General features: G+C 53.4%; 19 protein-coding genes. 12 read left to right on the top strand and 7 right to left on the bottom strand.

Annotation, left to right across the window (positions count from 1 at the left end):
- Positions 1 to 75: 75 nt before the first annotated feature.
- The 6 genes from E7745_RS05030 to dnaG all read right to left on the bottom strand — a co-directional run bounded on the left by E7745_RS05030 (position 76) and on the right by dnaG (position 9,234).
- Positions 76 to 591: an OmpH family outer membrane protein gene (locus E7745_RS05030; protein WP_107031855.1), complete on the bottom strand. Its 516-nt coding sequence runs from the start codon at positions 589 to 591 to the stop codon at positions 76 to 78.
- Positions 592 to 725: 134 nt separating this feature from the next.
- Entirely contained in the window at positions 726 to 3,341 is a 2,616-nt protein-coding gene (locus E7745_RS05025; RefSeq protein WP_123398657.1) for an outer membrane protein assembly factor, read from the bottom strand.
- Between the two features lie 48 nt (positions 3,342 to 3,389).
- Positions 3,390 to 4,127, bottom strand: a complete 738-nt coding sequence (locus E7745_RS05020; protein ID WP_123398658.1) for an isoprenyl transferase — start codon at positions 4,125 to 4,127, stop codon at positions 3,390 to 3,392.
- Between the two features lie 84 nt (positions 4,128 to 4,211).
- The gene (locus E7745_RS05015; RefSeq protein WP_107032437.1) at positions 4,212 to 4,910 is read right to left on the bottom strand and encodes a DUF6089 family protein; all 699 of its coding nucleotides are present in this window, start codon (positions 4,908 to 4,910) and stop codon (positions 4,212 to 4,214) included.
- A 12-nt stretch (positions 4,911 to 4,922) separates the two neighbouring features.
- Positions 4,923 to 6,455, bottom strand: coding sequence for a DUF6242 domain-containing protein (locus E7745_RS05010; protein WP_136408425.1), 1,533 nt, complete (start codon positions 6,453 to 6,455; stop codon positions 4,923 to 4,925).
- 574 nt (positions 6,456 to 7,029) lie between these two features.
- Complete coding sequence (gene dnaG, locus E7745_RS05005; protein WP_136408424.1) at positions 7,030 to 9,234, bottom strand: DNA primase; 2,205 nt, start codon at positions 9,232 to 9,234, stop codon at positions 7,030 to 7,032.
- 103 nt (positions 9,235 to 9,337) lie between these two features.
- On the opposite strand from dnaG, the gene thrS reads away from it, so the two are divergent.
- From thrS to E7745_RS04970, 7 genes are all read left to right on the top strand, one after another.
- Complete coding sequence (thrS, locus tag E7745_RS05000; RefSeq protein WP_107032434.1) at positions 9,338 to 11,284, top strand: threonine--tRNA ligase; 1,947 nt, start codon at positions 9,338 to 9,340, stop codon at positions 11,282 to 11,284.
- Positions 11,285 to 11,400: 116 nt separating this feature from the next.
- Complete coding sequence (infC, locus tag E7745_RS04995; RefSeq protein WP_369699868.1) at positions 11,401 to 11,892, top strand: translation initiation factor IF-3; 492 nt, start codon at positions 11,401 to 11,403, stop codon at positions 11,890 to 11,892.
- A gap of 88 nt (positions 11,893 to 11,980) precedes the next feature.
- Positions 11,981 to 12,178 (top strand): 50S ribosomal protein L35, encoded by a 198-nt coding sequence (rpmI, locus tag E7745_RS04990; RefSeq protein ID WP_107032432.1) that lies wholly within the window; start codon positions 11,981 to 11,983, stop codon positions 12,176 to 12,178.
- 123 nt (positions 12,179 to 12,301) lie between these two features.
- A complete protein-coding gene (gene rplT / locus E7745_RS04985) occupies positions 12,302 to 12,652 on the top strand; it encodes a 50S ribosomal protein L20 (RefSeq protein WP_107032431.1) in 351 nt (116 codons plus the stop codon).
- Between the two features lie 141 nt (positions 12,653 to 12,793).
- Positions 12,794 to 13,939 carry a glycosyltransferase gene (locus E7745_RS04980; RefSeq protein WP_123398662.1) on the top strand — a complete coding sequence of 382 codons (1,146 nt, stop codon included), beginning with the start codon at positions 12,794 to 12,796 and terminating at the stop codon, positions 13,937 to 13,939.
- Positions 13,940 to 14,103: 164 nt separating this feature from the next.
- A complete protein-coding gene (locus E7745_RS04975) occupies positions 14,104 to 15,153 on the top strand; it encodes a glycosyltransferase family 2 protein (protein ID WP_123398663.1) in 1,050 nt (349 codons plus the stop codon).
- The gene (locus E7745_RS04970; RefSeq protein ID WP_107032428.1) at positions 15,153 to 15,422 is read left to right on the top strand and encodes a hypothetical protein; all 270 of its coding nucleotides are present in this window, start codon (positions 15,153 to 15,155) and stop codon (positions 15,420 to 15,422) included. Before E7745_RS04975 ends, E7745_RS04970 begins: the two co-directional genes overlap by 1 nt.
- Here the strand turns inward: E7745_RS04970 and E7745_RS04965 are convergent, their stop codons facing one another.
- Positions 15,423 to 18,005: an outer membrane beta-barrel protein gene (locus E7745_RS04965; protein WP_136408423.1), complete on the bottom strand. Its 2,583-nt coding sequence runs from the start codon at positions 18,003 to 18,005 to the stop codon at positions 15,423 to 15,425.
- Positions 18,006 to 18,309: 304 nt separating this feature from the next.
- On the opposite strand from E7745_RS04965, the gene E7745_RS04960 reads away from it, so the two are divergent.
- The 5 genes from E7745_RS04960 (at position 18,310) to leuB (ending at position 24,568) form a co-directional block, all read left to right on the top strand.
- Positions 18,310 to 19,806, top strand: a complete 1,497-nt coding sequence (locus tag E7745_RS04960) for a 2-isopropylmalate synthase (protein ID WP_123398665.1) — start codon at positions 18,310 to 18,312, stop codon at positions 19,804 to 19,806.
- An 86-nt stretch (positions 19,807 to 19,892) separates the two neighbouring features.
- Positions 19,893 to 21,290 (top strand): 3-isopropylmalate dehydratase large subunit, encoded by a 1,398-nt coding sequence (leuC, locus tag E7745_RS04955; protein ID WP_136408422.1) that lies wholly within the window; start codon positions 19,893 to 19,895, stop codon positions 21,288 to 21,290.
- Between the two features lie 59 nt (positions 21,291 to 21,349).
- Positions 21,350 to 21,937: a 3-isopropylmalate dehydratase small subunit gene (gene leuD / locus E7745_RS04950; protein WP_136408421.1), complete on the top strand. Its 588-nt coding sequence runs from the start codon at positions 21,350 to 21,352 to the stop codon at positions 21,935 to 21,937.
- 4 nt (positions 21,938 to 21,941) lie between these two features.
- Positions 21,942 to 23,477: an alpha-isopropylmalate synthase regulatory domain-containing protein gene (locus E7745_RS04945; protein ID WP_240740369.1), complete on the top strand. Its 1,536-nt coding sequence runs from the start codon at positions 21,942 to 21,944 to the stop codon at positions 23,475 to 23,477.
- A 29-nt stretch (positions 23,478 to 23,506) separates the two neighbouring features.
- Positions 23,507 to 24,568: a 3-isopropylmalate dehydrogenase gene (leuB, locus tag E7745_RS04940; protein ID WP_136408420.1), complete on the top strand. Its 1,062-nt coding sequence runs from the start codon at positions 23,507 to 23,509 to the stop codon at positions 24,566 to 24,568.
- The last annotated feature ends 223 nt before the right edge of the window (positions 24,569 to 24,791 follow it).

Here is a 24,791-nt window from a genome sequence, read left to right as displayed (position 1 = left end):
GGCGCCTGACGGATTCAGCAATTTTTAATAAAATTAACCTGCCGGGGCGACTGAAACGTTGCAAAGATAGGGATTTTATTTGGAATAACCTAACTTTTCAAGTACCTCGTTGGAGACATCAATGCGCGGAGAGGCAAAGATTATGTCGGCTGCCGAGGCGCGGTCGAATATGCACTGGTAGCCACGCTCTTCGGAGACTTTCTTGACGGCGTTGTAGACATCGTCCTGGATCGGCTTCATGAGCGACTGGCGCTTCTTGTAGAGCTCGCCGTCAGGGCCGAAATATTTCTGGCGCAGTTCAGCCGCCTGTTTTTCCTTGGCCACGATGGCCTCTTCTTTCTTTTTCTTCTGGTCATCGGTCAGGAAAACCATTTCATTCTGGTAGTTTTTGTAGAGAGTTTCGGCTTCCCTGGCCACTGACTCCACTTCTTTCTGCCAGCGCTGAGAGATCTGGTTGAGCTGTTCGTTGGCCATCTCGTAGGCCGGAACGTTGGAGAGAATGTAGTCCATGTCGACCAGAGCGAACTTCTGGGCCGAAGCGCCTGCGAAGCATGCAAGGACCAGTGCCAATGTCAGAAATATCTTTTTCATAAGCAGATTTGACTGTTTAGGGGTTAGGGTTCATACTATATATGACACTCCAGCGGTTGAAAAGTTTAAACAAATTTTTAATCAGGCGGAAAACCCGATGCCGGATAGACCGCCTGACTGTTTTTTCAATGTGTTTAGAATTCCTGTCCGAGGATGAAGTGGAAGTGCGATCCGCCCTTGGTTCCGTAGACCTTGTCGAAACCGTAGGCCCAGTCGATACCCATCATGCCGATCATCGGGAGGTAGATGCGGACACCGACTCCGGCGCTTCGCTTGAGTTCGAAGGGCGAGAAGTTTTTGACTGATGTCCATGCGTTGCCGCCTTCGATGAATGTCAGACCATAGATGGTGGTGGTGGGCTGCAGCATGAAGGGGAAGTGGAGTTCCATGCCGAAGCGTGTGTAGGCATAACCGCCGCCGAGCTGATAGGGGGTGAGCTGACCGTTGTCGTAGCCGCGGAGCGCGATGGTCTCCTGGGCGTAGGTGTAGGAGCCTGACATGCCGTCACCGCCGACGTAGAATGTCTCGAAGGGCGATTTCAGATATTTGTTGTAGCTGCCGAGCAGACCGATGTCGGCTCTGGTCATGAGCACGAGAGTGTATTTGCTCTCGACGTCGTTGATCGGAGTGTAGGTGCGGGCCTTGAAGCGGAGCTTCCAGTATTCGATCCAGCGGTAGAGTTCTTTCTTTGCAGCTGTGGTGTTCTCTTCAGAGAGTTTCTTCCAGTTTTTGTTGCCGAAGAGCGAGACGGGAGGTGTCAGCTGCAGGTTGAGAGAGAAGTTGGAGCCCGAACGGGTGTAGAGCGGATTGTCAATCGAGTTTCGGGCGAGGGTCAGGCCGATGGTGAGTGCGTTTGACGTACCGTTCTGCATATAATAAAGGTATTCCCAGTTTTTGAGGTAATACCAGCTGTAACCAAGTTCAGCCTGGAATGTGAAGTAGTCATCAGGCCAGTTAAGACGCTTGCCAAAGCCTACGGAGACGCCGATCATCTGAAGGAACTTGTTGGGGTCGTAGGCGTTTTCGTAAGAGTAGTTATTGTCATAACCGTAGCCGGTGTTGTACAGACCGCTGTAGCTGTAGAGGTAGTTGTTCATGTAGTTGCGGTTGTAGTACGAGGAGTTAACACCGGTCTGACGGCTGTACCATGCCGAAACCGAGAGCGAGTTGGGGCGCTTGCCGCCGAACCAGGGGTCGAGGAATGAGATGCTGTAGGCCTGGTAGTAGCGGGCGTTGGTCTGGGCGGAGATGGTGAGCTGCTGTCCGTCGCCCTGCGGCACGAGGCCTTTGTAGCTGTTGGGATAAAAGAGGTTCTTGATCGAGAAATTGGTGAACTTGATGGCCACCTTGCCGATAATACCTGTCTGGCCCCAGCCCATCGAGAATTCAAACTGGTCGTTTGATTTCGATTCGAGATTGAAAAGGATGTCAACCGTTCCGTTTTCCTGATTGGGCTCAGGGCGGATATCCATGTTTTCAGGGTTGAAGTGGCCGGTCTGGGCGATTTCACGAGCCGAACGCATAAGGTCGCTCTTGCTGAAGAGTTCGCCTGGCTTGACACGGAGCTCACGGCGGATCACCTTTTCATAGAGGCGGTCGTTACCGTTGATGATTACGTTGTTGATTCGGGCCTGCGGGCCTTCTACAATGCGCATTTCGAGGTCGATGGAGTCGCCGCGCACGTTCTTTTCCACCGGCACTATGTCAAAGAAGAGATAACCGTTGTCCATGTAGGCGCTGGCTATGGCGTCGTCATCATCGGTGGTGCGCTTTTTCAGGAGTGTCTGATTGTAGACGTCACCTTTCTCTATGCCGAGGAGCGCCGCAAGATTTTCGGTGGGATAGACGGTGTTGCCCACCCAGGTCACATCGTTGACGAAGTATCGCTTGCCTTCATCGAGGTTGATATATACGTCGACTGTCTTTTCGTCATAGGGGACCACGGAGTCGGAGAGAATGACGGCGTCGCGGTAGCCTTTTTCGTTGTATTTCTGAATGATGCGGTTGAGGTCGTCCTTATAGTCTGTCTCCACGAATTTTTTCTGACGGAAAAGGTTGATGAGCTTGCCTTTCTCGTTGGTCTTCTTCATCACTCGCTGAAGCTGGCGGTCAGAGAGCACGTTGTTGCCGTCGATATAGATCTTGTGGACTTTGACTTTGTCGTTCTTGTTGATGTTAATGTCGACGATCACTTCATTGGGGTGCGAGAGGTCATCGGTGAGGTTTATCTTCACTACCGCGTTGCCGAAACCCTTGTTGGAGTAGTATTTCTTGATGATGCTTTCGGCGCGGTTGACGATGTTCTGCGTGATCTGGTTGCCTTTCATCAGCTGGAGAGCTTCTTCGAGGTCCTGCTTCTCACCTTTTTTCACCCCGTGGTAGTTGATTTCGGAGATTCTCGGCTGCTGACGCAGGTTGAGTGTCAGATAAGCCTTGTTCCCGATCACTTTGTCGACCGCGATCTGCACTTTAGAGAAAAGGCCCTGACGCCAGAGGCGTTTGGACGCATCGGTGATTTCAGCACTTGGAATGGTGATGAGATCTCCGACTTTGAGCCCGGTGTAGCCAATGACGATATAGTCTTCATAATTGTCGGCACCCTTGACCTGGATGTCTGCGATCTCGTAGGTTTTCGGCAGGCCGGTGAAAAGGATGTCGGGGTTATAGACCGTATCCGCAGGCGCCTGGGCGCATACGTTGGCAGTCAGTGCTGAAAGGAAGAGAAGGAATGTGATAAATCTAAAACGCATGATGAAAAAACAACGTCTGTGATGTGTGTGGGGTGGAGGGATGTTTCTTTATTTTATTTGTTCGGATGTCAGGCCGAAACGGCGTTCACGGCCTCCGAAGTCATACAGGGCCCGGATGAAGTCCTCGCGTGAGAAGTCGGGCCAGAACGTGTCGGTCACATATATTTCCGAGTAGGCGATCTGCCACAGCAGGAAGTTGCTGACGCGATGGTCGCCCCCGGTACGGATGAGCAGATCGGGGTCGGGCATTCCGGCAGTCGAGAGATAGGCGTCGAAGGCTTGGTCTGAGTCCATGTCGGTTGCGGCTGCTTTTCCGACTGCCACGTCTTCGGCAAAGCGGCGGCAGGCCCGGATGATCTCCCAGCGCGCGGAGTAGCTGATGGCGAGTGTGAGCGTCAGTCCGGTGCAGTGCGATGTGTCGGCGATGCACTGCTGCAGGCGGTCATAGGCCTCGCGTGGCATTCGGGAGGTGTCACCGATCATGGCAAGACGCACGTTGTTCTTGATCAGATCAGGGGTCTCGCGCTCGATGGCAATCACGATCAGGTGCATCAGGGCATCGACTTCCGCCTTGGGCCGGTTCCAGTTTTCAGTGGAGAATGTATAGAGAGTGAGATAGCCTATGCCGAGTTCAGAGGCAACTTCGGTGATGCGTCTCACCGTGTTGACTCCCTCTACATGGCCTTCGCTTCGGTCGAGACCGCGCGCTTTGGCCCAGCGCCCGTTGCCGTCCATTATGATGGCTACGTGGCGAGGAAGGCTGCTCTTGTCTATTTCTTCTGTCATATTTTATATTGTGTGGTTCTGCGACACATGGCCCAGAGCCTGATTTATCGTTTATAAAATTAGTTTTTCACACAGGAGCTGCCGTCAGTCGATGCGGTGACAGGTGACACAACGCTCGCCGAATTCATAGCTCACGGAGAACATCAGGGTCGAATACCAGTCGGTGTTCTTGATGAACGAGCTTTTGATCTGGTAGAGATCTTTGAGCTCGCGGCTGTCGGCATTGTCGCCAAACACTTTTGTCATGCAGAACTCCAGTCCGAGGTTGACCCGCGGACGCAGTTTGAATTTCACGCCGAATCCCATCGGGAGGGTCATGGCCACAAAACTGTCATCGCCGCTGCGCGACATGGCCACTCCGAGTCCGAGCGAAAGATAAGGCGAGATGCGGCTCAACTGTTTGTAGGATTCTCCTATGCCGTAGTTGAAGAAGTTGAATTCGGCGCGGGCACCGAGATCGTAGATCCACGACTTGAAGTCATAGACCTTGCCTTCAGGCAGCACGTTGTCCATATCGGCTGTCGATCCGCTCAGCGAGGCCGCTGTCAGAAGTCCTCTCAGCGCCCAGCGGCTGTTGATCAGATAACGGAACGAGGCGTTGAGGCCTACGCCGGGGTTGGCAAAGAGATTGCTTTCATTGGCATCGCCAAGATAGCCCGACATGCCGAGACCGGCTCCTATGTCAAATTTATATTTCTCGACGCTCGCTTGCGCCTGAGCTGCTGTTCTGCCGGGGAGAGACAGGCCGGCGATTAGGGTCAGAATAAGAAGGAGAGACCGCATGCCACCACATTATTAATATAAGGGGCGGAATGTGAAGCGGCGGATCACACCGCGCCAAAGGCTGTCATGGAGATTGCCATCGGCATCAACACCTCCGAAGAGGTAGATGTAGGGGCATTCCCATTCGGTGACAGGGGCCGACACACGGCTCACGGCAAAGGGCACAGGAGTGGCAAAGGCCGGGAGGCGGGTTCCTCCGGCATTATGCCAGCCGGATGCTGAGCGGGCTGTGGCTACCGACATCTCGTCATTGACCACGATAGCCTGGGCCGATGAGAAGGCGGGTATATAGTCGGGTAGCTGAAGATAGCTGTCGGCCTCGTCCCAAGTGATGCCCTGGTCATATGACACATAGACCATCTTTGAGACAACCTCACCTTCAGCCGACTCGTAACGGCCGCCCATAGCGATGAGGGCGGAGCGTTCGGTCACGCGCCATGTCGAAGTGTTGACTCTCGGAGTAAAATAGGGGAAGAGTGTCATTTCCTCGCGCTCGTCAATGTCACGGTTGCTGAGTTTTGCCCATGAAGTTCCGTCATAGCCCCATGCGGCACCGGTGATCATGCCTGAGGCATCACGTCCGCCCACGAAGAGGGCAAGCGGTTCGGAGCTCCATTTGGTCTCGTAGGTTATCATCTGGCTCGTGCCGCTCACGGGACATCCGGCAGGAACTGCGGCTTCTGTGGAGGCGGGATAAGTCACGTGCTTCCATCCGTCGGCATCGTTGCGCGCGCCGAGGATGCGGTCGGTGTATCCGCCGTAGATGTATGTCATCCGCTCACCGGTCTGGCGCCAGTTCACAGCATCGGTCGAAGTGAAGAGGTTTCCGGTCGCATCAAGTATGTAGAGCGCCGCGTCACTGGCGGTGAATGATTCTATATCGGCGCTCACCGGAAGCGCAGCGGCCGAGACAGTCCAGCGGTTGTCATAATAGGGATTTTCCGACACAGCCACACTTGCCGATGATCCGTCGACTGTCAGGCAGTAGACCTTTCCGGCGAATTCCACGGTCTTCTGTGCTGACGGGCTTATTGCCGAAGGCAGCACGGTCTTGGCGCCCTCTGCCCAGAAGAGAGTGTCGGTCTCCACTTTGTGGACATTGATATCTATGGTGTATTCTCTCTTGTTCTGTCCGTTATAGGAAGTCACAGAGAGTTTCACCGGTCCGTCAGAGAAGTTGATGCTGTCGCCGGGGCTGTCGATATAGCTGATGGTGGTATCTCTCGGAGTTCCGAGCTTGCGGTAGGTCAGCTCGCAGGCACTGGCCGAAGATGTTCCGATATTGAGCACAAGTTTGCTCACATCAGTACCTTTGGGCAGAGAGTCGGCATTGAAGATGCGGGCATCGACCAGGTCTATCGAGAAGAAGACCGAATCAAGTCCGGTCAGCACCTTGTCATTCTTCTTGATGCTGAAAGAGGTGACCGAGCAATTGCCGAAATCGCCTTCTGACACAAATGTGCTGGAGTCATCTTTGTTACATCCGGCCACGATGGCTGTCAGCATCAGAGCCAACAGGGAGTATAATGGAAATCTTTTATTCATAAATGTGAGCATACGGCGCCTGCGAAAAAAGACGCACATTATTAGCATTTTGTAATCAAAAGCCGGATTGTTCATCCTGACACTTTTACAAGTTGCAAAGTTAACAACATTTTCGTTAACCACCGTCCGGATAACGTAAAAAAAACATAACAAATCTATCTGTCAGCATTTTTTGAAGATCAAGCCGAAATATCGACACACTGACATAGAATTTTTTTTAGCCTGCGGCTTGCATTTTTACTTTCTGTTTTTTATTTTTGCGACATCAATAAAACAGATCCTTTTTGTTACACTATATTAGCTACTAAACTAAAAATCGTAAACCCACATTTATTTACAATCTGGAGCCATATTTTAAGGTTCTACGACTCCGGCAATCATTTTTTTGACACTGGATTCTCTGTTCAATAAATATATGTGTGTTACAAGATTGTAGATTAGACAAGGGGGAGAGGCCGTGAGGCTCATCCTCCTTATTTATTCTACTCCTTAATCCGGAGGGTGCTTCACGACAAACGTCATGAAACACCCTCCGGATATTTTATCGAATCTGCAGCCTTGCCACGCCGTGACCCTATTTTCGCGGCACGATGACACGGTCGCCTATCAGCTTTGCAAGTTCCGAGCGGGAGTTCTCGATCTCTTTCATCTCTTTCATCAGCTCGATAGAACGGTCATAATCGCCGCCACAGGCAGCCAAAAGCGACCTGACATCCTGAAGGCGGGTCCACAGAATGGCATCTTTCAGCTCATGGAGAGCGCGCGGCACAAGCTCGCCCAGCAGATCCTGCTCAGTGTCGACTTTGGCATACTTTGTGTGCATCTTGCTCAGTATATGGCGCTCCACAACAAGATCGGAGGCCATCTCACGCACCACATCATCAGGCGAAGAGCACATCAACCGACCGAGATAGGTGGCGGCAAACTCATCGAGCCTGCGGGCATAGTCAGCGTCGACAGTCTCCTGCAGAGAACGCTCCATCGCCGAGATGCTCCCCACATCCGTGGCCTTCCGCCTGATCTCTTCAACTCCCGCAGCGAATTCGCTGCGCCGGCGCTCTTCTAGCTGCACCCGGCAATGCTCGATATCCTCATTCCACGTGGCCCGGCTAAGCACAATGGCCATATCCAAAAAATGGGCAATGTCACTGTTCTCGAAGCGGATTTCATCGGCAGCAAGATCGGCCTCGATATATTCGAGCACCGTCATAGGCTGATTGTTGCCATCCTCGTCGATGCCCTCGGCAAAAGCATAGTTGCCATACTTGGCCACCAGGCGGACTATAGCCAGCTCATAGGTGCGCAGAAACTTGGCATGTTTCCCCTGCGCCGAAACCTGAGCCTGAGGCTGCTGACCTGCCACTCCGGCGGCCGTCTGCTCCTCTGCCGACGCCGGACCGGGACCCGGCTCATCGGCATAATCCGCAAATGCCTGCCGGCGCTCGCGGTCTTCACGCGACTTAAGCCTGTATTCATTATAATACTTGCCGACCTCACGCCGCAACACATCCTCGTCCATGAAAAGCAGACGCGAGCACTCCTGCACATATACGCGCCGGGTAATCTCATCGGGGATCAGAGCTATGGTCTTGACAATCCGCGTGATCACCTGTGCGCGCCGGGCCGGATCGTCAGCCGCCTCTCCCATCAGAATCCGGGCCATGAAACTGATAAAGTCTGTCTCGTGAGCCTTGATATACTCCTCCACCTCCGTTGAGCTGTGGCTCTGCGCAAAGGAGTCAGGGTCATCCCCCTCAGGGAGAAGGAGCACCTTTATATCCATGCCATCCTGAAGCAGAAGCTCGATGCCTCGCAGCGAGGCCTTTATGCCCGCCGCATCGCTGTCATAAATCAGAGTGACGTTAGAAGTGAACCGTTTTATCAGACGCACCTGCTCTACGGTAAGCGCGGTACCCGAAGAAGCCACCACATTGCACACCCCTGCCTGGTGCATGGAGATGACATCCATATAGCCCTCCACAAGTATGCACTTCTGAGCCTTGGCTATAGCCTGCTTGGCCTGATAGAGCCCGTAGAGCTCTCGGCGCTTGAGGTAGATGTCAGATTCGGGAGAGTTGACATATTTGGCTATCTTCTTCTCCTTGCTGAGAGTACGGCCTCCGAAAGCGACCACCGTGCCTGACAGCGAAAGAATCGGATAGATGACACGTCCGCGGAAGCGGTCAAACACACGGCCGTCATCAGTGCGCGAACACAGGCCGGTGGAAAGCAGATATTTCTCGCTGTAGCCACGCTCAAGCGCCGTGGCAAAAAGCGCGTCGCGCCCCTCCACGGCATAGCCGAGATGGAAACGCTCCACCATAGCGTCGCTGATGCCGCGATAGCGGAAATATGACAGGCCAATATCGCGCCCCTCCTGCGTCTCTTTCAGATTCTTCTCGAAATAGCGCATGGCGAAATCATTGACCGCCAGCATATTCTCGCGATCGGTCTCCGCCTGTTGCTCCTCGTCGGTCATCTCGCGCTCCTCGATCTCGATATTGTATTTCTTGGCGAGATAGCGCAGAGCCTCGGTAAACGACAGCTGCTCCAGCTTCATGATGAAGCTCACCGGACTGCCGCCCTCGCCGCAGCTGAAACACTTACACATACCCTTGGCCTTGGAGACATAGAACGACGGCGAACGGTCGTTATGGAAAGGACAAAGACCTACATAGTTGGCCCCCCGACGCTTAAGCGCGACGAAGTCACTCACAACCTCCACAATGTCGGCCGCGTCAAGAATCCTCTGCACTGTAGCATTGTCAATCTTTCTCATAGCGAGCACAAAATTAGTAAAATTGAGAAATATTTCCTATCTTTGCGACTTGAATTTACAGGAGTCGTCCGTATGGCTCCCTAACCCTCCACATTAATTAATAATGGCAAACATCAACATCACATTCCCCGACGGGAGCGTAAAGCAGTTTGAGAGCGGAGTGACCCCTCTGCAGATTGCCGAGTCACTCTCCCCTCAGCTCGCCCGCGACATCCTCGCGGCATCTGTCAACGACAAGGAGTGGGACATCACCCGCCCTGTCAACGAAGACGCCTCAATCCGCCTCTTCAAATGGGATGACCCCGAAGGCAAGCACGCCTTCTGGCACTCATCGGCCCACCTGCTCGCCGAAGCCCTCCAGGATTTGTTCCCTGGAGTGAAATTCGGCATCGGCCCGGCTATCGAAAACGGATTCTACTACGACATTGATCCAGGCGAAAACACCATAACATCAGCTGACTTCCCCCGCATCGAAAAGCGGATGCTCGAACTCGCCCAGCAGAAAAACCCGATTGTCCGCGCCGACATATCGAAAGCCGACGCGCTAAAACTCTTCGGTGACCGCGGCGAGGAATACAAATGCGAGCTCATCAGCGAACTTGAGGACGGCCACATCACCACCTACACCCAGGGATCGTTCACCGACCTCTGCCGCGGTCCGCACATCGCCACCACCGCACCAATCAAGGCCGTGAAAGTCACCTCACTCGCCGGAGCCTACTGGCGCGGCGATGAAAAGCGCAACCAGCTCGTCAGAGTCTACGGCATCACCTTCCCCAAGAAGAAAATGCTCGACGAATATCTCGTGCTCCTCGAAGAAGCCAAGAAACGCGACCACCGCAAACTCGGCAAAGAGATGGAACTCTTCGCATTCTCCCAGAACGTAGGCGCCGGCCTGCCACTCTGGCTCCCCAAAGGAACCGCCCTGCGCGACCGCCTCGAACAGTTCCTGCGCAAGATCCAGAAGCAATACGGCTACCAGCAGGTGATCACCCCGCATATCGGCAACAAGAACCTCTATGTCACCTCAGGCCACTACGCAAAATACGGCAAGGACTCCTTCCAGCCCATCCACACACCGGAAGAAGGCGAGGAATACCTGCTCAAACCGATGAACTGCCCCCACCACTGCGAGATTTTCCGCGCCCTGCCCCGCAGCTACCGCGACCTGCCCCTGCGCCTCGCGGAATTCGGCACCGTCTACCGCTACGAACAAAGCGGCGAGCTCCACGGCCTGACCCGCGTCAGAGGCTTCACTCAGGACGACGCCCACATCTACTGCGCCCCTGACCAGATCAAAGGCGAGTTCCTCAAGGTGATGGACATCATCTTCTTCATCTTCAAGGCACTCAAATTCGAAAACTTCGAAGCCCAGATCTCGCTCCGCGACCCCAACAACAAGGAAAAATATATCGGCTCCGACGAAAACTGGCACCTCGCCGAACAGGCCATCATCGACGCCTGCGAAGAAAAAGGCCTTAAAGCCCGCAAGGAATACGGCGAAGCAGCCTTCTACGGCCCGAAACTCGACTTCATGGTCAAGGACGCCCTCGGCCGCAAATGGCAGCTCGGCACCATCCAGGTTGACTACAACCTGCCCGAACGCTTCCAGCTCGAATATACCGGCTCCGACAACCAGAAACACCGTCCGGTGATGATCCACCGCGCCCCCTTCGGCTCGATGGAACGCTTCGTGGCAGTGCTGCTCGAACACACCGCCGGCCGCTTCCCCCTCTGGCTCGCCCCCGAACAGGCCGTAGTGCTCCCCATCTCCGAGAAGTTCAACGACTACGCCCGCAAGGTCGCCGACCAGCTCAACGCCCTCGACATCCGCACCCAGATTGACGACAGAAATGAAAAAATCGGCAAAAAAATCCGCGACAACGAGCTCAAAAGAATACCCTATATGCTCATTGTAGGCGAAAAAGAAGCTGAAAATGATGAAATTTCTGTAAGAAAACAGGGCGAAGGTGATAAAGGTTCGATGAAAATTGCTACCTTTGCAGCCGAATTGGCTCGCGAAGTCAATGAAATGATCAATCAACAGTAAAAAACAGACACTAAACCCCCTGAATGGAGAAAAAACCTTTCGCTCCGCGCCCTCCGCGCCCCAACAACGGCCCTCGCCGTCCCCTCCCCAACGCTCGTAAGGAGGAACCATACGCCATCAATGAATACATCCGCGCCCGCGAGATCCGTCTCGTCGGCGACAATGTAGAAAACGGCGTCTACCCCATTCAGGAAGCCCTGAAGATCGCCGATGAGCTTGGGCTCGATCTCATTGAGATCTCTCCCACCGCCCAACCGCCGGTGTGCCGCGTGCTTGACTACCAGAAGTTCCTCTACCAGCAGAAAAAACGCCAGAAGGAACAGAAGGCCAAAGCAACCAAGGTCGTTGTGAAGGAAATCCGTTTCGGACCCCAGACCGATGACCATGACTACAACTTCAAGCTCAAACACGCCATCGGCTTCCTCCAGGAAGGCGCAAAGGTCAAAGCCTATGTGTTCTTCAAAGGCCGCTCCATTCTCTTCAAGGAACAAGGCGAAGTACTGCTGCTCCGTTTTGCCAACGACCTTGAGGAATATGGCAAAGTCGACCAGATGCCTGTGCTCGAAGGCAAGCGCATGATCATCATGCTCAGCCCGAAGAAAAAATAAACCAACCCCGCGTTGACCGGCCTGGTCCCCGCAAGGGGTTCCGACCGTCATCATACGAATTAAAATCATTATTTAACAATCACAACCAATGCCAAAGATTAAGACTAACTCCGGTGCCAAAAAGAGGTTCGCCCTTACCGGATCAGGAAAGATCAAGAGAAAACACGCTTTCAAGAGCCACATCTTGACCAAGAAGACCAAAAAGCAAAAACGCAATCTGACCCACTTCTCACTCGTGGCCAGCTGCGACTCTTCAAACGTCAAGTCACTCCTCGCTCTCAAGTAAGGAAGTTTTCACTATCTTAAAATCGTGATTTCTAATTCAATTTTTTAAACCGAACGGTCAGCCACCTAAAAATGAATCTAAGTGCAATGATGTGCCGCTGACGTTCACAACTCATTTTTCAAAATGCCAAGATCAGTAAATCATGTAGCTTCAAGAGCTCGCCGCAAAAAAATCCTGAAACTCACCCGTGGTTACTTCGGATGCCGCCGCAACGTGTGGACTGTAGCCAAGAACACCTGGGAAAAGGGTCTCACCTACGCTTACCGTGACCGCAAGGACAAAAAGCGCAACTTCCGCGCCCTCTGGATCCAGCGTATCAACGCAGCTGCTCGTCTTGAAGATCTTTCTTACTCAAAGCTCATGGGCCTCATCCACAAGGCCGGCATCGAGATCAACCGCAAAGTTCTCGCCGACCTCGCCCTCAACAATCCCGCTGCTTTCAAAGCTATTGTTGACAAAGTGAAGAACGCCTAAGGAGACTCAACCTCCATCAAGGCTATCTCATAAGCCATAATTAAAATCAGAGACTTCGGCACCTCCGCCCAAACCGGACAAAGCCTGAAGTCTCTGATTTTTTTCATATCCTGCCAGCACTACAAACAGCGAAAACAAACCATGCAAAATCTCAAAGTCTGCTTTTACACACACAACCTGCCCAATCCATTAATTGGTGGAGTCGAAAGAGTGACATACAATCTCACAAATGCATTTCGGGCACATAATATTCGGGTATATAACCTATGTTCATTCGGAGATGGAGCTGATGCAACAATACCTACGGAATTAAATAACAGTGAAAAAGCCATATTTGCAAATGACTTTCTTATTCGTAATGGCATTAATATACTGATTGACCAATATGGGATGTCGTTTCTTTCACATCCAATGATATCAGAAAATATCAAAATACTCCAATGCTGCCACATAAATCCTATAGCCAAACACACAGTCAGAGCCCTGTTTGAATCCATTGATATTTACAAGCCAAAACAAAGCTTGTTAAACATAGCTTTCATTATCAATACTCCTCTGAGAAATTTAAAACTAAGGAAACGGTACTCAGATATAAGGGAAACCAACGGCATTGACAAACTTGTTTTTCTATGCGACAACTATGTAAATGCAATATCATCCAGGTACAAGATAGATATTGGACGATTGGCAGCAATTCCAAATGCCATTGATGATAACCTTCTGAATGAAACCTCCAGCCTAACACAAAAGAAGAAAAAAACCATCATGTGGTGCGGAAGAATTGCACAATCACCAAAAAATGTATTATTTCTCCCCCGATTATGGAAACACCTTATGACCAAGCACCCTGATTGGGAGATGATAATTGTCGGCGATGGCATAGACCGTCATCTGTTAGAACGCAAGATTAAACATTACAAACTATCCAATATCACACTGACCGGCAATACTAATCCTTATAAGTATTACAGAGATGCAAGTATTTTTGTGCTCCCATCCTACTCAGAAGGATTCGGGATGGTTCTTTTGGAGGCAATGGCAAACAATTGTGTCCCGGTGGTTTTTGACAATTCCGCAGTGTTCAATGACATTATTTCTGAAGAGTGCGGTTTTATAGTCCCGGATTTAGATGCCGATGCCTTTATAAACGCCTGTGATTTATTAATATCAAACGAGGATCTACTCTTGAAAATGGGTCAGAACGCCAAGCAAACGGTCAGCCGGTTCAGCATGAGTGATGTCTACAATCAATGGTGCAAATTATTCAACGAATTAGAGGTCGTTTAAAAACAATAGTTAAAATCCGAGCGAAAGTTTTGAGGTGGATATGGCTCTTCATCTCAGTCACATAGCTCGCTATGCTCCTTCCTCATTTGCAACAATTTATCTAAAAGATACACCACTCAGATTTTAACTTTTGGTTTTAAACAACCTCTGAATGAATTAAAAAAATGAACGGCAAAGTATCAGTCATAGTACCTGTCTATAATGCTTCAGGCTATCTTGGGAAATGCGTGGATTCGATCTTATCGCAAACATACACCGACATAGAGATTGTGTTGGTCAATGACTGCTCCACTGACAATTCGGCAGAAATATGCCAGCAGTATAAATTTAAATTTCCGGATAAAATACTACTTATCGACAAACCCCGTAACGAAGGAGTGGACAAAGCTCGCTTCTCAGGGCTGACCCATGTATTCGGCTCAAATCCTGAAGGTATGGTCACATTTGTCGACTCTGATGACTATATAGAACCTGAAGCTATTGAACGCCAAGTGACTGAAATGATTCGAACCGGAGCTGACGTGGTTCAGATGCAATCATATCGGGTGATGGGTATGATACGCCGAAAGTCGAAGACCTTTGTCACCCCTCAGGTTATAAAGCAGCCGGAACTCATGGAAAAATATTTCATATCCTTCTTCGGAGTCAACATTCTTGATGTCGGGATGTGGGCGAAGCTCTATAAGGTGAAACTGATCAAGTCATCAGGAGTTGCCCCTACAGGCTTCCGCATGGGTGAGGATCTGATGTTCAATCTTCATCTGTTCCCGCATATCAGCTGCTATTCGATAATAGATTATACGGGCTACAACTACCGGACCGGCGGTCTCACATCGAGATTCAATCCCTATCTGTGGGAAGACCTCAAAGAACAATCATTACAGAAGACTGCCATCGCCATGAAACATTGCAATCAGTTCGCCGTAAGGACCACTGCGATTGAACTGAAAAATGTGTTCTTGAGTACCGCACTTCAACGTAAAGAATATCTTAAAGAAACCGATGACGAACTGAAAGCCTGGATGACCATACAGCTTGCCGACTGCAAGCTATGGCATAATGTCAGATTGATTGCCGATGAGAACAACGAATATATCTATAATGCTATCAGAGACAATGATGTAAATTTTATTCTCCGCCATGTTACTGCGATATATAAAGGTATGCGTCTCCGTCGTTATATTAAAAAATTAATTTCCCTAATTTTCGAATAATGTCTCTGCTCACCTCTCTTAAAGAAAAACTCAATGCTCTCCTCAGCGACTCAAAACCGCCGGCTCCTGACGACCTTGTCAGACTTCGGACCTACGCCACCGCAGCCGAAGCCTACATCGACAAAGCATATCTTGAAGCCAACGGCATCCATGCTATGGTTGAAAACGAAGTCGAGATCTACACCCCGCAGATTAAAACCGGCGTCAGACTGGTGATCTTCTACCGCGACTACACCAAAGCCATCAGCCTCCTCGACAAAGCAAAATAACTACCGCGTATGGCGGAAGTCGTAGCTGAGGGTAAACAAGAAGTAGCAGCCTATGATGTGCGAGCGGTATTCATAGACCCCGTTGGGCGAGGCGCCGCGGCTGATGCTTTTCTTTCGGTTGAGAATATCATTCCACTCAAACGCCAGCTTCATTGCCTCATTTTTGAGAAAAGACCAGCTGCAGTTCAGGTCAAGGATGGTCTGCTCATCGTTGCCTGACGCGGCTATCGAACTGTTGCGCAGGGTATATCTCACCCGGCCTCCGGCATCGAAACGTTTCAGGAAACGGATGTTGCCGTTCAGGCCCATATCATAGTCGCGCATATAGCTCCGGCTGCCACGCAGACGGTTGACCGGATTACTGAAACGCCAGCCGAAATCGGCTATCAGCGTAGTGTTGGCAGCCATATACATCACGTCAATGCGAGAATTGCACGAACGCCCCAGGGTGAGACTCTTTTCCGGCGCCACGCTCTGCCCCTCGTTGAGCAGAGCCACCTGATGGCTGTAGCTCCCGCCGATACGCGACAGCAGGCGGAATTTCTTTATTGAGTGTGACAGCCACAGATTGGCGCTTGCCGACCAGTTGCCGTTGACATTGACCGGGCAGACTTCGCTGACCCCGGTCTCCGGATTATAGAACACCGCCTGCGTCTGTTCGTCATAGACATTCGAATAGCTCAGATCAGCCGCCAGATTAAATTTGTGGAGGCGAGCCGAGAGGCGGAAATCCTGCCTGTAGGAGGCTTTCAGAGATGGATTCCCGTGAGTGATATAGAGCGGATTGCTGTTGTCGGTCATGCGCATCAGACTGCTGAGCGACGGCTGGTCGGTAGATCCCGAATAATCAAAATCAACAGAGAATTTATCGCGATAGAGCCCAAAGTTGAGCATAGGCATGAAGCTGACCGACGAGCGGACGGTGTCGCCGCTTATCAGACCGGTCTTCTGGTCGAGAGTACGGCGCTCAGGGGTTACGCTAATCCCCCCGTTCACCCGCCAGTGATCATCGCCATAGTTCAGCGAAACGCTGATCTGATGGCCGATGGTGTGGCTGAAACTGTGATTGCTGAGCGAATCGACATAGCCCTGCAGATAGCCTGGAGGCAGAACGGTGTCAGCCCGGTCAGGCAAAGCGTCCATGAAAAGAGAGAGATCATAGGTGGAACGCTCGCTGCTCTCACGGTTTATCACATAACTGTAGCCGGCGTTCAGTGAAAATTTTTGGCCGAACGTCTGGCTGAACGACAATCCGGCCGAGAACTGCCGCGAGTTGCCCGGTGTATGATTATACTGATTTCTGAGAAGCACCGAATCGGCTCCGGTAGCGGTCAGCAGCTGATAATATCTGATTTCCGAAAGGCTGAATGCTTCGTTGCGCGAACGGCCGCTTCCGGCACTTAGAGAAAACGAAAGCGTGCTGCCCGCACTGTTGAGATGGCGCGAAATACTGAGCGAAGCACTGTAGTTCCGCGAACGGTTCTTCGAAACCGACGACGAGCGGTCGTCATTCACCCTGTCGGCCACTGGCACGGCATCGTAGGCCGGTCCATCGAACGGCGCCCCTATGTCCAGCTCCGGATTCGTATTGAAAACCGCCGTGCGCTGACCGGCGGAGCTTCTCGAATCGCTGTTGTTGACCGAGCCCTGCAGACTGAGATAGGTCTTGTCATTGATCTTGCCGTTGACAGTCCCGTTCAGACTGAAACCGTGGCGGCGCCAACGGTCGTCGCCCACATTATAGCTGTAGCGGTTGCCACTGAGCATGTAGCTCTCTCTGTACGAGGTCCGGTCATCGTCATTAATGCTGTGGTTATACGAGCCCATGAGATAGACCCCTATTCCCTTGCCGAACGTCTTATTGATGGAACCATGCATTGAATCCTGACGGTTTCCGCGGCGGCCGCTGAGAATATGGCTGTTGCCCGTATCGGCATTGAATGAGAAATTGTCGCCGCCCATCCGGAAGGAATTTCCGTGGAGACGGCCCTCATAGCGGTTCTCATTGCCGAGCGCCACTGACGCTCCGGCCATCAGCATTCCGTCAAACGCGCTTTTGGTTTGTATGTCAAGCACTTGATTCTTGCCCCCTGTCCTCACTCCGGTAAACTCCTCCTGGTCAGAAGCCTTGTCATATACCTTAAGCTGGCTGATCAGCTCGACCGAAAGATTTTCGAGAGCGGCCACGACGTCTGACCCGAAAAACTTTTCGCCGTTGACCATCACCTCGTTGAGCAGCGTACCGTAATAGGTCAGACGGCCCGAAGCCTTGTCATATTCCATTCCTGGGATCACCCTCACCAGCTCCTGGAGATAGGCCCCGTCACGCAGACGGTAGGCATCCGCGTTGAAGATCGTCGTATCGCCCCTCACCTCCATTTCCTTCAGAGGCGCTGTCACCACAACCTCGTCAAGACTGATGCTGTTCATTATCGAATCGGCAGCGGCTATGGCAAGGCTGTCGGCTTCGGTCAGTTCACGGACATACCCCGGCTCCTCCTTCTGCGCGGCTCCGGAGACTCCTGCCGGCCACACAAAAGAAAGAATCACAGCTAAGGCCGGTATGATCCGTAAAAATTTCATAAAGCAAATCGGATTGGCTTATTTTTTTAAGCAGATTAACATGTCAGAGGTGTGAACGGCAACAAATTTACTCCATTGCCCCCACATATCAAAGATGATCTGCATAATTTTCGTTCATCATCTTCAAAATATTTCAATCATACCATTAAAACCGCCATTTTCGTTAATTTTTTCATTTTATTGCGCCATTTTATAAATAATTTATAACTTTGCGGACAATTATCTGTCCACACCCATCAACGAACATTGTTTTAGGTCAGGTTTCCAATTAAAAACAACACATAACATTATATTATAGACCCCTATGAGTGACAGGCTGTTTATTTTCGACACGACACTGCGCGATGGAGAGCAAGTGCCCGGATGTCAGCTCAACACAGTTGAGAAAATCGAAGTTGCAAAAGCTCTTGAAGCCCTCGGAGTCGACGTCATCGAAGCCGGATTCCCGGTGTCGAGTCCCGGTGACTTCAATTCGGTAGTGGAAATTTCAAAAGCAGTCACATGGCCGACAATCTGCGCGCTGACCCGCGCTGTCGAAAACGACATCCGCGTGGCCGCCGAAGCGCTGAAATATGCCAAACGCCCCCGCATCCACACCGGTATCGGCACCTCTGACTACCACATCAAATATAAATTCAACTCCACCCGCGACGACATTCTCGAACGCGCTGTCGGAGCCGTGGCCTTCGCCAAGAAATTCGTGGAAGACGTGCAGTTTTACGCCGAAGACGCCGGACGCACCGACAATGAATATCTCGCCCGCGTGGTCGAAGCCGTTATCCGCGCCGGTGCCACAGTCATAAACATCCCCGACACCACCGGCTACTGCCTCCCCTCGGAATTCGGTGCCAAGATCAAATATCTGATCGACAACGTGGAGGGCATCGACAAGGTGGTCATTGCCACCCACTGCCACAACGACCTCGGAATGGCCACGGCCAACACCGTAACCGGTGTGGTCAACGGTGCCCGTCAGGCCGAAGTGACCATCAACGGCATCGGCGAACGCGCCGGCAACACCTCGCTCGAAGAGGTGGTGATGACCTTCCGCTCTCACAAAGACCTCGGCATCGACACCAACATCAACGCAACCAGAATCACCGGAATCAGCCGCATGGTTTCGAGCCTGATGAACATGCCCGTGCAGCCCAACAAGGCCATTGTGGGCCGCAACGCCTTTGCCCACTCCTCAGGCATCCACCAGGACGGTGTGCTCAAAAACCGCGAAAGCTACGAGATCATCGACCCCAAAGACGTGGGCATCGACGAAAACTCTATCGTGCTGACCGCCCGCAGCGGCCGCGCGGCACTCAAACACCGCCTCCACGTGCTCGGAATCGAACTCTCAGGAGCTGATCTCGACAAGGCCTATGAAGCCTTCCTCAAACTCGCCGACCGCAAGAAAGAGATCAATGACGATGACGTGCTCATGATAGCCGGCGCTCACCGCAAGGCCCTCAACCGCATCAAGCTCGACTTCCTCCAGGTGACAAGCGGCGTAGGCGTCCACTCGGTGGCAAGCGTAGGGCTTGACATAGCCGGCGAGAAATTCGAGGCCTGCGCCTCAGGCAACGGCCCCGTCGACGCGGCCATCAGCGCCATCAAGATCATCATTCGCCGCAAGATGCTCGTCAAGGAATTCCTCATCCAGGCCATCAACAAGGGCAGCAACGATGTGGGAAAGGTCCACATGACAGTCGAACACGACGGCGTGCCCTACTACGGTTTCTCGGCCAACACCGACATCGTGGCAGCCAGCGCAGAGGCCTTCATTGACGCCATCAACAAGTTCGTCAGATAACACAATCATCCCCCCACACAACCACACCATTCCGGAGGCTATTGTCCAGACAGCCTTCGGCCACACACACTCCAGGAATCCACATTATGGGAAAAACTCTTTTTGACAAAATCTGGGACGCACACGTTGTCAACGACATCGAAGGCGGACCCTCTCAACTCTATATCGACCGCCATTACTGCCACGAGGTGACAAGCCCGCAGGCTTTCGAAGGCCTCCGCAAGCGCGGTCTGAAAGTGTTCCGTCCGGAAAAGACCTACTGCTCTCCTGACCACAACATCCCCACCCTCAACCAGGACCGACCGATAGCCGATCCTGTGTCGCGCAACCAGGTCGAGACCCTCACCCGCAACGCTCAGGAATTCGGCGTGACGCTCTACGGACTCGGACACCCGAAAAACGGCATCATCCACGTGATCGGTCCGGAAAACGGCCTCACCCTGCCGGGCTACACCATAGTCTGCGGCGACAGCCACACCTCGACCCACGGAGCATTCGGAGCCGTGGCCTTCGGCATCGGCACAAGCGAGGTGGAGATGGTGCTCGCTTCGCAGTGCATCCTCCAGCCCAAGCCCAAGACTATGCGCATCAACGTCAACGGAGAATTGCGCCCCGGTGTGACCGCCAAAGACATAGCGCTCTACATCATAGCCCGGATGACCACCGGCGGCGCCACGGGCTATTTCGTGGAATATGCCGGTGACACTATACGCCGTCTCTCTATGGAAGAGCGCATGACCGTCTGCAACCTCTCTATCGAAATGGGAGCCCGCGGAGGCATGATAGCCCCTGACGAGACCACTATAGCCTACGTAAAGGGCCGCGAGTTCGCCCCCGGAGGCGAGGAATGGGAAAAGGCCGTAGCCTACTGGCGCACCCTCCCCTCCGACCCCGACGCCGTCTTTGACCGCGAGATCAACTTCGACGCCGCCGACATCGAGCCGCGCATCACCTTCGGCACCAACCCCGGAATGGGCATCGGCATCAACGACCCGATCCCCGCCCCCGATCCCGAAGACGAAGCAGGAAAAATTTCCTACCGCAAATCGCTCGACTACATGGGCTTCGAAGTGGGCCAGGTGCTTGCCGGAACCCCCGTGGACTACGTATTCCTCGGCAGCTGCACCAACGGCCGCATCGAAGACTTCCGCGCCTTCGCCAACTTTGTCAGAGGACGCCACAAAGCGCCGGGCATCACCGCCTGGCTCGTGCCCGGATCATGGAAAGTCGACGCGCAGATCCGCGAGGAGGGGCTCGACAAAATTCTTGAGGAAGCCGGATTCGAGATCCGCCAGCCCGGATGCTCGGCCTGTCTGGCTATGAATGAAGACAAGGTGCCGGCAGGCAAACTCGCTGTCTCCACCTCAAACCGCAACTTCGAAGGCCGCCAGGGCCCCGGATCGCGCACCATACTCGCCGGACCGCTCGTTGCGGCCGCTTCGGCGGTGACAGGCGTGCTGACCGATCCGCGGACTCTCCGGTAAATCCCCACCCCAACAGATCCGCCATTCCCCCTCCCCCCACCCACACCCAAACGCACATCATGAAAGAAAAATTCACCACCATAACCTCCACCTGCGTCCCGCTGCCGATGGAGAATATAGACACCGACCAGATCATACCCGCCCGCTTCCTCAAAGCCACCTCGCGCGAAGGCTTCGGCGACAACCTCTTCCGCGACTGGCGCTACGACAAGGAGGGCAACCCGATAAAAGACTTCGTGCTTAACGACCCCACCTACTCAGGCTGCATCCTCGTGGCCGGCAAGAACTTCGGCTCAGGATCGAGCCGCGAACATGCCGCGTGGGCCATCCATGACTACGGATTCCGCGTTGTGGTCTCAAGCTTCTTCGCCGACATCCACAAAAACAACGAGCTCAACAACTTCGTGCTCCCCGTGGTGGTCAGCGAGGAATTCCTCTCGGAGCTTTTCGACTCCATAGCCGCAGACCCGCAGACCCAGGTGCGCGTCGACCTCCCCTCGCAGACCATCACCAATCTCGCCACAGGCAAAAGCGAGAACTTCGACATCAACCCCTACAAGAAACAGTGTCTCGCCGAGGGCCTCGACGACATCGAGTATCTGCTTTCGCGCAAGGCCGACATAGAGGCCTGGGAGGCCGCCCGCTGAGCCTATGTATATCGAGATAATGGACACCACTCTCCGCGACGGAGAGCAGACCTCAGGCGTATCCTTCTCCACATCAGAGAAGCTCGCCATCACCCGCCTGCTGCTGCAGGAGCTCCATGTGCCGCGCATCGAGATAGCCTCGGCGCGAGTTTCCGACGGCGAGCGCGAGGCGGTGGGCAAGGTCTGCGCATGGGCCGCGGAGACTGGCTTCACAGACCGCATCGAGGTGCTCGGATTCCTTGACGGCGGACGCTCCGTCAGCTGGATCTGCGGCGTGGGAGGCAAGGTGATCAACCTCCTGGCCAAAGGCTCGGAAAAACACTGCCACCTGCAACTCAGGCAGACTCCCGGACAGCACTTCGAGGCGATAGCCGCCGAAGTGGCCCGCGCCCGCGAGGTCGGACTCGACGTCAACATCTACCTCGAAGACTGGTCAAACGGCATGAAGCACTCCCCTGACTACGTTTTCGCGCTGATGGACGCCATCAGAGACCTGCCCGTCAGACGCTTCATGCTCCCTGACACACTGGGCATTCTCAACCCCTACGACACGCTGTCATACATGCACACCATGACCGTGCGCTATCCGGATCTCCACTTCGACTTCCACGCCCACAACGACTATGACCTGGCCACGGCCAATCTCTTCGCCGCCGTCAAAGGCGGTGCCAAAGGGGTGCACTGCACCATCAACGGCCTGGGCGAACGCGCCGGCAACGCCACGCTCTCAAGCGCCGTGGCCGTGATCCATGACCAGCTCGGAGCCACAACTGACATCGACGAGAGCAAGATCAACAAGGTCAGCCACATCGTCGAATCCTTCTCCGGAATAATGGTGCCACCGAACAAGCCGATCATCGGCGACAGCGTCTTCACCCAGTGTGCCGGCGTCCACGCCGACGGCGACAACAAGAGCCAGCTCTACTTCAACGACCTTCTGCCCGAACGCTTCGGCCGCGAACGCGAGTATGCCCTCGGCAAGACCTCAGGCAAGGCCAATATCAAGAAAAATCTTGAGGCGCTGGGCATTGAACTGTCCGAATCTGACATTCTGAAGGTCACCGAGCGCATCATCAGTCTCGGCGACAAAAAGGAGATCGTAACCCAGGATGATCTGCCCTTCATAGTGGCCGATGTGCTCAAACACCAGGCCATCCCCTCGAAAGTCCGCGTCGACAACTACGCGCTCAGCCTCTCGCAGGGCCTGCACCCTACGGCCACAGTGAAACTCGTGGTAGACGGTGCGGAGTTTCAGGAAAGCGCCGTGGGCGACGGTCAGTTCGACGCCTTCATGCGCGCCGTCAGACGAATCTACAACGAGAAACTCCGGCGCACCTTCCCCACCCTCGCCAACTATACGGTCAACATCCCCCCCGGCGGCAAGACCGACGCTCTGGTCCACACCACCATCACCTGGAATTTCCAGGGCAACCTCTTCAAGACCCGCGGACTCGACGCCGACCAGACCGAGGCCGCAATCCAGGCAACCGTCAAGATGCTCAACATCCTTGAGACGCTGCCGACAAAAAATACCGACTAAAAAAACTCATTCAGAAACTTCTTCAGACAATGAACCTCAAAATAGCAGTACTTCCCGGCGATGGAATCGGCCCGGAAATCTCCCGTCAGGGCGTGGACGTCATGACGGCTGTGTGTGAAAAATTCGGCCACGCGGTTGAATACCGCTACGCCATCTGTGGAGCCGACGCAATTGACAAGGTGGGCGATCCCTTCCCTGAAGAGACATTCGAGACCTGCCTCTGGGCCGACGCCGTGCTCTTCTCGGCTGTGGGCGACCCTAAGTTCGACAACGACCCCAACGCCAAAGTGCGCCCCGAACAGGGTCTGCTTGCCATGCGAAAAAAACTCGGCCTTTTCGCCAACATCCGCCCCGTGGAAACTTTCCAGTGCCTGATCCACAAATCCCCGCTGCGCGCCGAGCTGGTGGAGGGTGCCGATTTCATCTGCATCCGCGAGCTCACCGGCGGAATGTATTTCGGCGAGAAATACGAAGACAACGACCGCGCCTATGACACCAATGCCTACACCCGCCCGGAGATCGAACGCATTCTCCACGTGGCCTACAGCTATGCGCGCCGTCGCCGCCGCCATCTGACCGTGGTCGACAAAGCCAACGTGCTCGCCTCTTCGCGTCTCTGGCGCAAGGTGGCCCAGGAAATCGCACCGCAGTATCCCGACGTAGACACTGACTATATGTATGTCGACAACGCAGCCATGCGCATGATCCAGGAGCCCCCCTTCTTCGATGTGATGGTGACCGAAAACACCTTCGGCGACATTCTGACCGACGAAGGGTCTGTCATATCCGGTTCAATGGGCCTTCTGCCCTCGGCTTCCACCGGAGAGAAGACTCCTGTTTTCGAGCCCATCCACGGCTCATGGCCGCAGGCCAAGGGGATGAACATCGCCAACCCTCTGGCCCAGATTCTCTCTGTGGCAATGCTTTTCGAGTATTTCAACCTCATGGAAGAGGGAGCGCTGATCCGCAAGGCGGTCAATGCATCGCTTGACGCCAATGTCCGTACCCCCGAAATCCAGGTTGACGGCGGCGCCACCTACGGCACCAATGCCGTAGGTGCCTGGATAGCCGACTATATCCGCCAGGCCTGACCATCCCCCGGCATACAACGCATGGGTTTGCATCCCGTCAGCCGATCATCTGCATAGGTTCACATCCCGTCGGCGGGAATCCGTCATCCACACATACCGGATGGGGCCGAATTCGTGATGGTAAATCGGTGTCCTTGACCGGACACCAACATTCTTGGTTAATATCTATTCCCCCGACACCTTGTGCTGCGCACGGTGTCGGGGGCTATGAGTAAAACGGTGT

This window comes from Duncaniella sp. C9 (assembly GCF_004803935.1).
GTDB classification, from domain to species: Bacteria; Bacteroidota; Bacteroidia; order Bacteroidales; family Muribaculaceae; genus Duncaniella; species Duncaniella muris.
Note: the sequence above shows the minus strand (reverse complement) of the source record. Positions and strands in the feature narration are given on the sequence as shown.

Excerpts from the sequence above, each read along its gene's own strand:
- E7745_RS04980 (WP_123398662.1), top strand. The coding sequence starts at position 12,794 with ATGCAAAATCTCAAAGTCTGCTTTTACACACACAACCTGCCCAATCCA.
- leuB (WP_136408420.1), top strand. The coding sequence starts at position 23,507 with ATGAACCTCAAAATAGCAGTACTTCCCGGCGATGGAATCGGCCCGGAA.
- thrS (WP_107032434.1), top strand. The coding sequence starts at position 9,338 with ATGGCAAACATCAACATCACATTCCCCGACGGGAGCGTAAAGCAGTTT.
- leuC (WP_136408422.1), top strand. The coding sequence starts at position 19,893 with ATGGGAAAAACTCTTTTTGACAAAATCTGGGACGCACACGTTGTCAAC.
- leuD (WP_136408421.1), top strand. The coding sequence starts at position 21,350 with ATGAAAGAAAAATTCACCACCATAACCTCCACCTGCGTCCCGCTGCCG.
- E7745_RS04975 (WP_123398663.1), top strand. The coding sequence starts at position 14,104 with ATGAACGGCAAAGTATCAGTCATAGTACCTGTCTATAATGCTTCAGGC.
- rplT (WP_107032431.1), top strand. The coding sequence starts at position 12,302 with ATGCCAAGATCAGTAAATCATGTAGCTTCAAGAGCTCGCCGCAAAAAA.
- E7745_RS05030 (WP_107031855.1), bottom strand. The coding sequence starts at position 591 with ATGAAAAAGATATTTCTGACATTGGCACTGGTCCTTGCATGCTTCGCA.
- E7745_RS05025 (WP_123398657.1), bottom strand. The coding sequence starts at position 3,341 with ATGCGTTTTAGATTTATCACATTCCTTCTCTTCCTTTCAGCACTGACT.
- E7745_RS05010 (WP_136408425.1), bottom strand. The coding sequence starts at position 6,455 with ATGAATAAAAGATTTCCATTATACTCCCTGTTGGCTCTGATGCTGACA.
- E7745_RS04945 (WP_240740369.1), top strand. The coding sequence starts at position 21,942 with ATGTATATCGAGATAATGGACACCACTCTCCGCGACGGAGAGCAGACC.
- E7745_RS05020 (WP_123398658.1), bottom strand. The coding sequence starts at position 4,127 with ATGACAGAAGAAATAGACAAGAGCAGCCTTCCTCGCCACGTAGCCATC.
- E7745_RS05015 (WP_107032437.1), bottom strand. The coding sequence starts at position 4,910 with ATGCGGTCTCTCCTTCTTATTCTGACCCTAATCGCCGGCCTGTCTCTC.
- rpmI (WP_107032432.1), top strand. The coding sequence starts at position 11,981 with ATGCCAAAGATTAAGACTAACTCCGGTGCCAAAAAGAGGTTCGCCCTT.
- E7745_RS04970 (WP_107032428.1), top strand. The coding sequence starts at position 15,153 with ATGTCTCTGCTCACCTCTCTTAAAGAAAAACTCAATGCTCTCCTCAGC.
- E7745_RS04960 (WP_123398665.1), top strand. The coding sequence starts at position 18,310 with ATGAGTGACAGGCTGTTTATTTTCGACACGACACTGCGCGATGGAGAG.
- E7745_RS04965 (WP_136408423.1), bottom strand. The coding sequence starts at position 18,005 with ATGAAATTTTTACGGATCATACCGGCCTTAGCTGTGATTCTTTCTTTT.
- dnaG (WP_136408424.1), bottom strand. The coding sequence starts at position 9,234 with ATGAGAAAGATTGACAATGCTACAGTGCAGAGGATTCTTGACGCGGCC.